Origin of the sequence: Pseudomonas sp. 18173 (assembly GCF_050432945.1) — a bacterium.
Classification (GTDB): domain Bacteria; phylum Pseudomonadota; class Gammaproteobacteria; order Pseudomonadales; family Pseudomonadaceae; genus Aquipseudomonas.
Genome location: NZ_JBKFTN010000008.1, coordinates 1 through 12,265, shown reverse-complemented (window position 1 = coordinate 12,265; position 12,265 = coordinate 1). Strand labels below are relative to the sequence as shown.

Genomic DNA, 12,265 nt, shown 5'->3' with positions numbered 1-12,265 from the left:
CCAGCACAGGTCCTTGTGGGAGCGAGCCTGCTCGCGAAGGGATTGATTCGAGTCTGGCTCAGTCCATCAATCGAGCATCAACACCTTGGCCAGAACGATCTTCGGCCCTTTCATCTTCTTGATGATGATCCGCAGGCCTTCGACTTCCAGCACTTCTTCCTCTTCCGGAACTCGTTTCAGGCTCTCATAGACCAGCCCGGCAAGGGTTTCGGCTTCGACGTGGTCGAGGTCGATGCCCAGCAGCCTTTCGACCTTGAACAGCGGCGTATCGCCCCGCACCAGCAGCTTGCCCGGCTGATACGCGAGGATCCCGCGCTCGGCCTTGCGGTGTTCGTCCTGGATGTCGCCCACCAGCACTTCCAGCACGTCTTCCATGGTCAGGTAGCCGATGATGTTGCCGTCGGCCTCTTCGACCACGGCGAAGTGCGAGCCGCCCTTGCGGAACTGCTCCAGCAACTGCGACAGCGGCATGTGCCGCGACACGCGTTCCAGCGGGCGAGTCAGTTCGGCCAGGTTGAACGACTCGGGGATGTGATCCAGTGCTGCCAGTTCCAGCAGCAGATCCTTGATGTGCAGCAGGCCGACGAACTCCTGGCGTTCGCTGTCGTACACCGGATAGCGGCTGAACTTGTGGCGACGGAACATCGCCAGGATCTGCTTGAGCGGCGCGTTGTACTCCAGGGTCACCAGGTCTTCGCGGGAGTTGGCCCAGTCGACCACTTCCAGCTCGCCCATTTCCACCGCCGAAGCCAATACGCGCATGCCCTGGTCGCTCGGGTCCTGGCCACGGCTGGAGTGCAGGATCAGTTTCAGCTCTTCACGGCTGTAGTGATGCTCGTGATGCGGGCCAGGTTCACCTTGCCCGGCGATGCGCAGGATCTGGTTGGCGCTGGCGTTGAGCAGGTAGATGGCCGGGTACATGGCCCAGTAGAACAGGTACAGCGGCACGGCGGTCCACAGCGACAGCAACTCGGGTTTGCGGATCGCCCAGGATTTCGGGGCCAGTTCGCCGACCACGATGTGCAGGTAGGAAATGATGAAGAACGCCGTGAAGAACGAAACCGCCTTGACCACTTCAGCGGAATCTACGCCCACGGCACTCAGTACAGGCCCCAGAAGGTGCGCGAACGCCGGTTCACCGACCCAGCCCAGGCCGAGAGAGGCGAGGGTGATACCCAATTGGCACGCCGACAGGTAGGCATCGAGCTGACTGTGCACGGTGCGCAGGATGTGCCCGCGCCAGCCGTTTTTATCAGCGATGGCCTCGACCCGGGTCGAGCGCAGCTTGACCATGGCAAATTCCGCCGCAACGAAGAATCCGTTGAGCAAAACCAGGATCAGAGCAAAAAGAATCATGCCGAAGTCGGCGAAAATTGTAGCGAGGGTCAAGCCAGGGGAAGGGTCCATGATGGAGTTTTGCGGGTTCCGTGTATTCGAAAGGGAAGTAAAAATCGTGCCCGAAAAGGCAGGCACAAGTCAGCCAATGTAGCGGCTGACTTGGCAGTTGCCTAGTGGCGTGTGCTGGCCGGTATCAGTCGGCGGTGCTGATAACCCGTGATTTGGTGACCTGGGCCGGGGCAAAGTGGCAGGTAAAGGTACTGCCGTGGCCCGGTACGCTGCTGATTTCCATTCGGGCCCGATGTCGTAACAAAACGTGTTTGACGATCGCCAGCCCGAGGCCGGTGCCCCCGGTGTTGGAGTTGCGGCTGGAGTCGACGCGATAGAAGCGTTCAGTCAGGCGCGGCAGGTGTTTGGCATCGATGCCGATCCCGGAATCCTGCACGCTCAGGTGCGCGCCCTGGTCATCGCCCCACCAGCGAATGCGGATGTTGCCTTCGGCCGGGGTGTATTTCACCGCGTTGAACACCAGGTTGGAAAACGCGCTGCGTAACTCTGCCTCGCTGCCCTTGAGCAGAATCGTCGGGTCGGCCTCCAGGGTGATTTTCTGGTTTTTCTGGCCGGACAACTGCTGCGCATCGCTCTTGATCGATTGCAGCAAGCCGTCGATGGGCACCGGCTGGTTGTCCGAGGGGTAATCGGTGGCTTCCAGCTTGGCCAGCAACAACAGGTCGTTGAGCAAGGTCTGCATGCGGCCGCCTTGTTGCTGCATCTGCTGCAAGGCACGGCCCCAGCGTGGGTTTACCTCCTCGACGTTGTCGAGCAAGGTTTCCAGGTAGCCGCAGATCACCGTCAACGGTGTGCGCAGCTCATGGGAAACATTGGCGATAAAGTCTTTGCGCATCTGTTCCAGCTGATGGATGCGCGTCACATCGCGCACCAGCATCAAGTGCTCGTTGTTGCCGTACCGGGTGATGTACAGCTGGATGCGTACACGGTCGTTGGTTGGCGAAGGGATTTCCAGCGGCTCGGCGTAACTGTCCTGCTCGAAGTATTCCTTGAAGCGCGGGTGGCGCACCAGGTTGGTCACCGGTTGGCCGCTGTCCTGTGGCGTCTTGAGGCCCAACAGGGTTTCGGCGGCGCGGTTCCACCATTCCAGGTTGCCGTCGGTGTCGAGCATGATCACTGCGTCTTTCAGCGCGGCGGTGGATTCCTGAACCCGGTCGATCACCGCTTGCAGGCGCCCGCGTACCCGTTGGTCGCGGCGTTGCAGGTGGTAGATGCTGTCGAACACCTCGCCCCACAGGCCGTAGCCGTCGGGTGGCGCTTCATCGGGTTTGTGCAGGCGCAGCCACTCGTGCAAGCGCAGCAACTGCTTGAGGGTCCAGGCCAGGTAAAGACCCAGGCCTGCGGCAAGGCTCCAGCCGTAATAGCCGGTGATCAGGCCGATCACCAGGCAGGCGGTGACCAGCAGCAGCATGTGGCGAATCAGGGTGCCATGCCAGTTTTGGTTCACTTGACGCGCGTCCTTGTCAGCTTGTCGGGCGGTAATGGTCCGGGTCAGGCTTTGGTAGAAAAGCGGTAACCGGTGCCGCGCACGGTTTGTACCAGATTTTCATAAGCGTCGCCGAGGGCTTTGCGCAGGCGTCGAATGTGCACGTCGACGGTACGCTCTTCGACATAGACGTTGCCGCCCCAGACCTGATCCAGCAACTGGCCACGCGTGTAGGCGCGCTCCTGGTGGGTCATGAAGAATTGCAGCAGGCGGTATTCGGTCGGGCCCATCTCGGCAGGACGGCCGTCGATGGTCACGCGGTGGCTGATCGGGTCCAGCAGCAGGCCGCCGACTTCGATCGGTGCTTCGCCATCGGTAGGACCGGCACGGCGCAGCACGGCCTTCAGGCGCGCAACCAGCTCACGGGGGGAAAACGGTTTGGTGATGTAGTCGTCAGCGCCGACTTCCAGGCCCTGGATCTTGTTGTCCTCTTCGCCCTTGGCGGTGAGCATGATGATCGGGATATCCCCGGTCAGCTCATCACGCTTGAGACGACGGGCCAACTCGATGCCGGACGTGCCGGGCAGCATCCAGTCGAGCAGGATCAGGTCCGGTTTGCGGTCGACGATAATGGCGTGGGCCTGCTGGGAGTTTTCCGCCTCCAGGCAGTCATAGCCGGCCATTTCCAACGCAACGGCGATCATTTCGCGAATAGGCGCTTCGTCGTCGACGATCAGGATGCTCCTGCCAACCATGCCCTTAATCCTCTTGTCATTTAACTGTCTTGCGCCGCATTAGATAACGGAATTATTGCAGTCGTGTGACAGTATTTTAGTCGGCCGGCGATTGGCTGGATCCTGGACTAAGCTCTAACTCCGGATCCTGACAACCACATGAGGAAGGTTTCCATGAAGAAATACTCGTATTCCTTTAAGGCCCTGCTGTTGGCGGCTGCGTGTTCCTTGCCGGTCATGGCCTTCGCGGCTGAGCCAGGCATGATGACAGGCGGCATGATGACCGACCATAAGGGCATGACCTTGTACACGTTCGACAAGGACACTGGCGGCAAGTCGGTGTGCACCGGTGAGTGTGCAAAACACTGGCCGCCGCTCAAGGCTGAAGCGGGTGCCAAGGCTGAAGGTAAATGGACAGTCGTCCAGCGTGACGATGGCTCGATGCAATGGGCCTTCGATGGCAAGCCACTGTACTACTACGACGACGACAAGAAACCCGGAGACAAGACGGGCGACATGAAGGGCAAAGTCTGGCACGTCGTTCACGAGCATATGTAACGGCTGTTGCCTTGTCGCACGGGATCGCGACCTTCGTTGCTCTGCAGTAGCTGGCGAAGGCCGTGATCCTTTCAAATCTTCAACGCACTGCGTAATCCAGAACAATCCCGACGAAAATCGCCAACCCCGCCCAGTGGTTGTGCAAGAACGCCTTGAAGCAGCGCATGCGGTCCCTGTCGCGGGTGTACCAGAACTCCCAGGCAAAACAGCCGGCGGCCACCAGCAAGCCAAGGTGGAACCACATGCCCAACTCGAATTTCGACCCCGCCAGCAACAGGCAACACAGCGCCAACCCTTGCAGGGTCAGGATGATCACGCGGTCGGCCTCGCCAAACAGGATTGCCGTGGATTTCACGCCGATCTTCAGGTCGTCATCGCGGTCGGTCATCGCGTAGTACGTGTCGTAACCCACGGTCCACATCAGGTTGGCGATCCACAGCAGCCACGCGACAGCCGGCAGCTCACCGGTTTCTGCAGTGAACGCCATTGGCATCCCCCACGAAAACGCGGCGCCCAGCACCACTTGCGGGTAATAGGTGTAGCGCTTCATGAAGGGATAACTGAACGCCAGCGCCAAACCGCCCAATGACAGCCAGACCGTCGCGGCATTGGTGCACAGCACCAGCAGGAAACTCACGCCCATCAGCAATGCGAAGAACACCAGCGCCTCTTTGGAGCTGATTCTGCCGCTGACCAGTGGCCGTTGCTCGGTACGTTTCACATGCCCGTCGACCTTGCGGTCCGCCCAGTCGTTGATCACGCAGCCGCCAGCGCGGGTCAGCACCACGCCAAGGACGAAGATCACGATATTGGCCAGGGACGGTGAACCCTTGCCGGCAATCCACAGCGCCCACAGCGTCGGCCACAGTAGCAGGTAAATGCCGATCGGCTTGTCCATGCGGGTCAGCTGAATGAAGTCCCAGGCCCGAGGGTTCAAGCGGTTCAGTGACTTGAGCAGGCTCTGGTACATCAGCGGTTCTCCGGTTGGGCGCGGGCGGCGTTCCACAGGCTCGGCAGGAAAATTTCGGCCACCAGCACGCTCAGCGCGCCGCGGTCAAAGCGTGAACGGCGGCCCCACAACCCGGGCGCACGCACCTCGCTTGGCAGCCACGCTTGAGGGTAATGACAAACCTCGATGGCCCGGCGCGCAAAGGCCTGGTCGCAAAACAGCAGTTCACCCAGCGAGCGGCTGCCCAGTTCGTCCATGTGCAAGCCGTCACCCTGCAACGCACTGCGTGCCGCGACGCTGCGGGCAAACACCAGGGCTTCTCCATGACCGCGCAAATACACCTCGCGGACCCAGCCTTCACTGCCTTCGGCCAGGTCCAGCGCGGTGCATTCGTCGGCGCGCAAGGGTTGCCAGCCTTCGAACAGCGGCGTGACGCTGAAGGCATCATTCGTCAGGTGAATGAGGCGCCTGGTCAGCGAGCCATTATCGAACAACCAGTCGAGGACAGACGTGTCGGGTAGGGGCGTCAGTTGGTCTTGAGAGAGCCAGAGCGGGGCCATGCCGGGGGATTCTGTGTGTTGCACAATGAGTCATTATTGGCAGCAAATGAGGCGGCGAGCTTAACATGTCAGCCACCGACATTGATCGAAATGGCCCACCGTTGCGCCGAACAGGCTTGCATCTGCCGGTCCCGATCAGTACAAAACGCGCTGAGCGGGACGGCAGTGCTACAACCATCGACCGTCCGGCCGGCAAAACGCCTGAACCCTGAGGAAGTACCTGATGAAAAAGTGGCAATGTATCGTCTGCGGCCTGATCTACAACGAAGCCGACGGTTGGCCGGATGACGGCATTGCGCCGGGCACCCGTTGGGAAGACGTCCCGGCAGACTGGCTGTGCCCGGACTGCGGCGTGGGCAAAATGGATTTTGAAATGATCGAAATCGCGGCCTGAACAATTGAGGAGTAAGGAATGAACGCACCTGTAGTCATCGTGGGAACCGGCCTGGCTGGCTACAACGTCGCCCGCGAGTTTCGCAAACTCGACAGCGAAACCCCGCTGCTGCTGATTACCGCCGATGACGGGCGCTCCTACTCCAAGCCGATGCTCTCCACCGGTTTCGGCAAAAACAAGGATGCCGACGGCCTGAGCATGGCCGAGCCCGGCGCCATGGCCGAGCAACTCAAGGCCGAAATACGCACCCACACGCGCATCAGCGGTATCGACCCGGGCCACAAACGCCTGTGGATTGGTGAAGAAGCGGTGATCTACCGCGACCTGATCCTGGCCTGGGGCGCCGAAACCGTGCGTGTGCCTATTGAGGGGGACGCGGCGGATTGCGTGTTCCCCATCAACGACCTGGAAGACTACGCACGCTTCCGTGCGGCGGCCGCTGGCAAGCGCCGTGTGCTGCTGCTCGGCGCCGGCCTGATTGGCTGCGAGTTCGCCAACGACCTGACCCTGGGCGGCTACGAAGTGCAACTGGTTGCGCCGTGCGAACAAGTCATGCCGACCCTGTTGCACCCGGCGGCTGCGGCTGCGGTGCAGGCTGGCCTGGAAAGCCTCGGAGCACGCTTCCACCTCGGGCCAGTGCTCAACCGCCTGCAGCGCGTGGCGGATGGCCTGGAAGCGCACCTCTCCGATGGCCAGGTGATCCCGTGCGACGTGGTGGTTTCGGCCATTGGCCTGCGGCCACGCGTGGATCTGGCGGCGGCGGCCGGCCTGCAGGTCAACCGCGGCGTCATGGTCGACCGGCACTTGAAAACCTCCCACGCCAACATCTACGCCCTGGGCGATTGTGCCGAGGTCGACGGGCTGAATCTGCTGTACGTCATGCCCCTGATGAGCTGTGCGCGAGCGTTGGCGCAAACCCTGGCCGGCAACCCGACCGCCGTCACCTATGGGCCGATGCCGATCACCGTCAAAACGCCGGTGTGCCCGTTGGTGGTGTCCCCGCCGCCACGAGGCGCCGAAGGCGTCTGGACCGTCGAAGGGCAGGGCGCCGACATCAAGGTTCTGTGCCGCGATGCCGCGGGCAAACTGCTTGGTTATGCCCTCACCGGTGCCGCCGTGATGGAAAAACTGGCCCTGAACAAAGAGCTTCCGGCCCTGCTGGCATAAATACCGGTCGTTCTGTCGGAATCACCCCCCTTTTGCCCTAACAAAGGCCGCGCCGATACTGGCGCGGGGCCTCACTGCGTGCCATCCTCACTCCCGTCTGCCGCAGAGTAGAGCATCTGCGGCGCTTTGGGCGCTGCTCCGCAGAGAGCAGCACGGACATAACAACAACAAACCGTCAAAGGGGCTTCACTCATATGCGTAAACCAGAACTCGCTGCAGCCATTGCTGAAAAAGCAGACCTCACCAAAGAACAAGCCAACCGCGTTCTCAACGCCGTTCTTGAAGAAATCACCGGTGCCCTGCACCGCAAAGACAGCGTCACGCTCGTGGGCTTCGGCACCTTCCTGCAACGCCATCGCGGTGCCCGCACCGGCAAAAACCCGCAAACCGGTGAACCCGTCAAAATCAAGGCCAGCAACACCGTTGCTTTCAAGCCTGGGAAATCGCTGAAAGATAGCGTTAATCCGTAATCCTTTTCCCTAACCCGCGTAGCGGGGAGCGGAATAAAAAATGGGCACGCCAACCAGGGTTGGGTGCCCATTTTTTGTGGGGGTAGAAAGTAATACCGATCAGTTAAGCCATGACGCGACCCGTAGCAGCTGGAGAAGCCAGCGTTCGGCTGTGCAGCAGTCACAAAGTCAAACATTGGGTGAGCATGCCCACCACGCACATCGTCGGCGAAATCGGCAGTAATGGCGCTGATGGACGGCGGGTTTTCCAAGGCGTTGGCCAAGAGCAAGGGCGCCATCGTTTAATGGGCACACAAAACCGTCGCACCCTACAGCCCGAACAGAGCGGCCAGCTACGAGTGTGAGTAGGGCAACCAAACAACACCTGAAGGCAATCACCGATTTTTATTGCGCACTTGGCCTGCGTAAATTGCGTTAACACGCTAACAAGGCATTGGAAGGATTGATGTGGGACGCGTCTATTGCCATGGTCAGAAATTTCCTCCATTTCAGAATGATGTATCAGAACCTGATAAAGAAACTTCTTAAACTTGTCGCGTAGACTTTAAATTCTGTGCGCGCCAATAAAGATGCGTCGTGTGACATCGCTTTATAATCGATGAAATTACATAGATGTGGCGCGGAACTTTAGCTGGCTGTTCTCATTTGCTTGCATTTTCAGAAGCGTCCTACATTTTTTGTTTTCTATTTTTGTCATGCTTTGGTGGCTTCTGGTACAGGGGCAGATGTCATTAAAACTCCAATGGGTGAATGAACGTGATTCTTAAGAACGGCCATGGATGTCTTCCTCAAGCAAACTTCCGCTCATTGTATTGAACTCGCCAAGGTCTCTGTTTCCAAAGAAGGTTTCGCGGGCGAGGACGTGCGCTCTTCGAAAGAGTATGAAACGCTGGAGTGCGAGCTGGGCAAAGGCAACATAGGCATAAGCGTTTACACAAAATTCTATTGTGATGGTGATTGCATGGATGAGTCATGTGGAGATGCCAATATTTTCCGTCTGACAGATGTTGAAAAAGAGGGTGTTCGCGACGCACTGGTGAATGTTTGCTACGAACCGACAGGGGGGCGCAATTACATTCAGAAGATTCGTACGACTGCATATCGGATGTTTTCGGAGCGTTTGATTGAAAAGCTCGAGTCGCTGAAAAACGACGATGCGTCTTACTGTGTGTTCGAAAATCTTCCAGTGGATGATGCGTTCGGTAGTCCACAACGAGACGCAGACAGTTTTGGTTTCAAAAATGGGTATCTGTCCGAAAACGTATTAGTAGCGTTAGGCAGTTTGATTGCAGAGCCTTACTCCATCGGGCACGAGGGACCGAAACTGGTAAATGACCTTGTTCCGCACCCTGAGGCGGCAGCGGAATACACCGGTAATGGGTCGGAGGTGGAATTGGACTTGCACACTGAAAACGCTTTCCAGACTTACGACACCCGTGGCGACACATCGCCATTAGCTCTAATGCTGCTTGGGGTTCGCAGCGACCCATACACCTCAGGCCCGAAAACATGGGTCGCCGATGCCAGGGACGCGCTCAAGACACTGAGCGAAATGGACATTCAACTGTTATACGGCAAGCATTTCATAATCCGGCAGCCTTATCGCTGGAGAAACAGCGGCGCTCAATCTGGCGAAACCCGCTTGTATCCCATATTGACCGGGCCGATATCTCATCCTCGGGTCACCGCCGCGTTTTATCCAGATATGGTTGTCGCCGTTGATGAAGCGGCAAAAAATGCATATTCGAAATTTTACGAAGCCCTTAAACAAATCGCCCACGCAGTAGAAATCCAACCTGGAAAATTAGTGTACATAAACAATCGATTTATGCTGCATTCCCGTGACAAGTTCATACCTAGCTTCGACCCGAAAGGTCACGCGTATCGTTGGGTCCAGCGAGTGTTTCTCACTAATAACTTGTGGAACTTTCGAACGTTCAAAAAGAGCGGTGCTCGAATTTTTGAACCCCTGCCTGCTGATTTCAAAAGGTGAAGTAAATGTCCGATGCGAAACGCTACACGTCAATAATCCATAATATAGGCACGTTCCTATCGGGCGATCTCGACATTCCGCTCATTGATGCAGACACACTGGTCAGCGTTGACGGCATGATTACGTATGTCGGTCGCATTGAAGATGTAGACTTTTCAAGTGCAGATCTGCTGATCGACGCAAAACAAAGCACCGTCATGCCCGGCTTGATCGACAATCACACTCACCCGACCCTTGGTGAATATAGCCCACGTTCCGGCAACCATAATTGGATTTGGCATTCACTGCAGGGCGGGGTCACGACCATGATTTCTGCCGGGGAAGTGCACGTTCCAGGGCTACCCACTGACAGAATCGGCACTATCGCAATGGCAATTGCCGCCCGGCGCTCTTTCTCCAACGCCCGCCCTTCCGGGATAAAAATGGAAGCAGGTGCACCACTGCTCAATGATGAGTTTACGGATCAAGACTTTGCCGAAATGGTTGCCCAAGGCATCAACCAACTGGGAGAGGTCGGCATAGGCCCGGTCAAATCCGTAAGCCGCGCAGCGGAGTTGGTCAAGATAGCTCGCAAGCACGGCATGACCTCTATTACCCACACCGGCGGTCCTTCGATCTCCACCTCTCAGAGTATGGGCGCAGAACAGATCCTTGAAATTGCGCCGGATATTATCGGGCATATCAATGGCGGCTATACCGCATTGGCGCCAAGCCAAATTCGGTGTCTGTGTGAGGGCTGTCTGGGTGCCTTGGAAATCGTACATAACGGGAACGAGTTCGCGGCGGTGACCACCTTGAACTACGCACGAGAAATGAACCAACTCGACCGCATAGTAATTGGAACAGATTCGCCCGCTGGCTGCGGGGTTCCCGCGCTCGGCATGCTCAGAGCCATTGCCTTGCTCAGTAGTTTCGGCGACGTACCTCCGGAAAAGGCCGTCTGCTTTGCAACGGGCAACACTGCAAAGGTGCGAAAGTTGAACCGCGGAATTCTGAAAGTCGGAAGAGAAGCCGACATTCTGATCGCATGCGGCCCTTTGGGTGGCGCAGAGCCTAGCGTATTGGGCAGTTTCAGCAGCGGCGACCTTCCGAGCATCACCTCGATTCTGATAGATGGGCGCTTGGTAGTGAGGCAATCCAAGAACTCACCACCGCCATCCGTCACACCTGAAATAACACTCCGCACCTAAATAGAGGCGCCCTGTGAGGGATGCCGGTTTGAGAGCATTTGAATGCATAGAATCCTACCCGAAATCACCCGCAGAGGGCCTACAGTCTTGGCCTCCGGCTGCGCGATTGGATTGGCTATCCCTCATCTTGCCGACTTGGCGAGACCATTGCTGCCCGTCATGGTATTCATATTTGTATTAGGTACTCTCCTACGCATCAACAACGCTGAAGTAATAAGAGCGGCAAGAAACATTAAAATATCGCTGATATTTCCAGCCTTGATGGTTGTTGTTTGCCCTTACCTTTTCGGAGCGGTTTCGTTCTATCTCAGTGGTAATCAGGAGTTGTCTCTTGCTATCGCCATCGCCGTTGCAGCCCCGCCGGCCAGCGGAAATGCTGCAGTAGCGAGAATGCTCGGACTTGACCCCACCATGTCGCTGGTGACCGCTCTCTGCTCAATGGCAATTATCCCAATTACCGCTCCGCTGATACTCCATGTTTTCGCTGATGGACTTTCACTCTTCATAGACCCTATTGATCTGGCCATCAGACTGGCAATATTGATAGGAGGCGCCGAAGGGGCCGCGATATTGATACGTCGCCTTTCGCAAACGTTCGTAGCAACACATGGCTTGGCAATCGATGGTGTTGTCGTGATTGCTCTTTTCCTTTTTGCAGTAGGGACGATGGCAGGCATGCAACTGATCATTCTGGATAAACCCTCGCTGGCCATTTCAATGATAGCTATCGCCTACTGCATAAATATTTGCTTACAACTGATAATGGGCTGTCTGTACCCCGGATCATTGACATCGAAATTCACTATGGCACTTAACGGCGGTAACAGAAATGTTGGACTATTATGGTCTGCTCTTGGCGTCAGCCTGTCCCCTACCATGGCGTTGTTTTTCGCATGCTGCCAACTGCCTATCCACACCATGCCGAAAGTACTGCAGTTTGTTTTGCCTAAAATTGAGAGCTTTTTGAGTAAGCTAGCTGTAAGTAAAAATCAAACTTGAGCTATTACCGTCTGGAATTTCATACAAAATTACGCTCACACAAGAAAATATCAGGCAGATCGCGGAGCTCTCATCGCTAGTGTCCAAGACCTGTCGCAGGGCTAGGAGGCTTTGCCCATTACCCAGATAAGGATCATAAAACCCAGCTTCCGAAAGAGGTTGCGGAGTGACGTTTATTCAATGACTTAGCAGTCATCAGCGTCAAAAACATCCCATCTTCTTCTAAAGCTACACAATAGTGGTGTTCTCGTTCGAAGCCGTTACACTCCCCCAGCCGTTCATTTTTCTACTGAGGCTGTGCGCATGAAATTTCGTTTTCTGCTGTGGATGCTGGGTTTGTTGATGGGTAAGGCCAGCCGGACCAATCCGGCGTTTCAGCAGCAGTTGGGTGACAAGGACCTGGTGTTTCAGCTGCAGA

The 12,265-nt window shown here is 57.0% G+C and carries 12 protein-coding genes and 1 pseudogene; 8 read left to right on the top strand and 5 right to left on the bottom strand.

Annotated features, from left to right (window positions below; genetic code table 11):
* Window positions 1–66 precede the first annotated feature (66 nt).
* The 3 genes from ACLD1X_RS11150 to phoB form a co-directional block, all read right to left on the bottom strand.
* Complete coding sequence (locus ACLD1X_RS11150) at window positions 67–1,407, bottom strand: hemolysin family protein (RefSeq protein WP_429367581.1); 1,341 nt, start codon at window positions 1,405–1,407, stop codon at window positions 67–69.
* Window positions 1,408–1,531: 124 nt separating this feature from the next.
* Window positions 1,532–2,818: a phosphate regulon sensor histidine kinase PhoR gene (gene phoR, locus ACLD1X_RS11145; RefSeq protein WP_429367899.1), complete on the bottom strand. Its 1,287-nt coding sequence runs from the start codon at window positions 2,816–2,818 to the stop codon at window positions 1,532–1,534.
* An 80-nt stretch (window positions 2,819–2,898) separates the two neighbouring features.
* The gene (phoB, locus tag ACLD1X_RS11140) at window positions 2,899–3,588 is read right to left on the bottom strand and encodes a phosphate regulon transcriptional regulator PhoB (RefSeq protein ID WP_003229608.1); all 690 of its coding nucleotides are present in this window, start codon (window positions 3,586–3,588) and stop codon (window positions 2,899–2,901) included.
* A gap of 153 nt (window positions 3,589–3,741) precedes the next feature.
* Here phoB and ACLD1X_RS11135 point away from each other — a divergent pair, with 153 nt between their 5' ends.
* Window positions 3,742–4,125, top strand: a complete 384-nt coding sequence (locus ACLD1X_RS11135) for a COG4315 family predicted lipoprotein (protein WP_429367578.1) — start codon at window positions 3,742–3,744, stop codon at window positions 4,123–4,125.
* Between the two features lie 79 nt (window positions 4,126–4,204).
* On the opposite strand, the gene ubiA is transcribed toward ACLD1X_RS11135, so the two are convergent.
* On the bottom strand, window positions 4,205–5,095 hold the full coding sequence (ubiA, locus tag ACLD1X_RS11130; protein WP_429367576.1) for a 4-hydroxybenzoate octaprenyltransferase: 891 nt from the start codon (window positions 5,093–5,095) through the stop codon (window positions 4,205–4,207).
* Window positions 5,095–5,634, bottom strand: coding sequence for a chorismate--pyruvate lyase family protein (locus ACLD1X_RS11125; protein ID WP_429367574.1), 540 nt, complete (start codon window positions 5,632–5,634; stop codon window positions 5,095–5,097). The genes ubiA and ACLD1X_RS11125 overlap by 1 nt, the downstream gene beginning before the upstream one ends.
* A gap of 223 nt (window positions 5,635–5,857) precedes the next feature.
* Between ACLD1X_RS11125 and ACLD1X_RS11120 the strand changes: the two genes are divergently transcribed.
* The 7 genes and pseudogenes from ACLD1X_RS11120 to ACLD1X_RS11090 all read left to right on the top strand — a co-directional run.
* Window positions 5,858–6,028: a rubredoxin gene (locus tag ACLD1X_RS11120; protein WP_007995385.1), complete on the top strand. Its 171-nt coding sequence runs from the start codon at window positions 5,858–5,860 to the stop codon at window positions 6,026–6,028.
* Window positions 6,029–6,046: 18 nt separating this feature from the next.
* Window positions 6,047–7,195: an NAD(P)/FAD-dependent oxidoreductase gene (locus tag ACLD1X_RS11115; protein ID WP_429367572.1), complete on the top strand. Its 1,149-nt coding sequence runs from the start codon at window positions 6,047–6,049 to the stop codon at window positions 7,193–7,195.
* 194 nt (window positions 7,196–7,389) lie between these two features.
* Entirely contained in the window at window positions 7,390–7,665 is a 276-nt protein-coding gene (locus ACLD1X_RS11110) for an HU family DNA-binding protein (protein ID WP_003213368.1), read from the top strand.
* 775 nt (window positions 7,666–8,440) lie between these two features.
* Window positions 8,441–9,658, top strand: coding sequence for a TauD/TfdA family dioxygenase (locus ACLD1X_RS11105; protein ID WP_429367569.1), 1,218 nt, complete (start codon window positions 8,441–8,443; stop codon window positions 9,656–9,658).
* A 5-nt stretch (window positions 9,659–9,663) separates the two neighbouring features.
* A complete protein-coding gene (locus ACLD1X_RS11100; RefSeq protein ID WP_429367567.1) occupies window positions 9,664–10,848 on the top strand; it encodes an amidohydrolase family protein in 1,185 nt (394 codons plus the stop codon).
* A 147-nt stretch (window positions 10,849–10,995) separates the two neighbouring features.
* Window positions 10,996–11,847 carry a hypothetical protein gene (locus ACLD1X_RS11095; protein ID WP_429367565.1) on the top strand — a complete coding sequence of 284 codons (852 nt, stop codon included), beginning with the start codon at window positions 10,996–10,998 and terminating at the stop codon, window positions 11,845–11,847.
* Between the two features lie 303 nt (window positions 11,848–12,150).
* Window positions 12,151–12,265, top strand: a pseudogene (locus ACLD1X_RS11090) (helicase); the annotation flags it as partial.

Excerpts from the sequence above, each read along its gene's own strand:
- ACLD1X_RS11110 (WP_003213368.1), top strand. The coding sequence starts at position 7,390 with ATGCGTAAACCAGAACTCGCTGCAGCCATTGCTGAAAAAGCAGACCTC.
- ACLD1X_RS11100 (WP_429367567.1), top strand. The coding sequence starts at position 9,664 with ATGTCCGATGCGAAACGCTACACGTCAATAATCCATAATATAGGCACG.
- ACLD1X_RS11120 (WP_007995385.1), top strand. The coding sequence starts at position 5,858 with ATGAAAAAGTGGCAATGTATCGTCTGCGGCCTGATCTACAACGAAGCC.
- ACLD1X_RS11105 (WP_429367569.1), top strand. The coding sequence starts at position 8,441 with ATGGATGTCTTCCTCAAGCAAACTTCCGCTCATTGTATTGAACTCGCC.
- phoR (WP_429367899.1), bottom strand. The coding sequence starts at position 2,818 with ATGCTGCTGCTGGTCACCGCCTGCCTGGTGATCGGCCTGATCACCGGC.
- phoB (WP_003229608.1), bottom strand. The coding sequence starts at position 3,588 with ATGGTTGGCAGGAGCATCCTGATCGTCGACGACGAAGCGCCTATTCGC.
- ACLD1X_RS11150 (WP_429367581.1), bottom strand. The coding sequence starts at position 1,407 with ATGGACCCTTCCCCTGGCTTGACCCTCGCTACAATTTTCGCCGACTTC.
- ACLD1X_RS11135 (WP_429367578.1), top strand. The coding sequence starts at position 3,742 with ATGAAGAAATACTCGTATTCCTTTAAGGCCCTGCTGTTGGCGGCTGCG.
- ACLD1X_RS11115 (WP_429367572.1), top strand. The coding sequence starts at position 6,047 with ATGAACGCACCTGTAGTCATCGTGGGAACCGGCCTGGCTGGCTACAAC.
- ubiA (WP_429367576.1), bottom strand. The coding sequence starts at position 5,095 with ATGTACCAGAGCCTGCTCAAGTCACTGAACCGCTTGAACCCTCGGGCC.
- ACLD1X_RS11125 (WP_429367574.1), bottom strand. The coding sequence starts at position 5,634 with ATGGCCCCGCTCTGGCTCTCTCAAGACCAACTGACGCCCCTACCCGAC.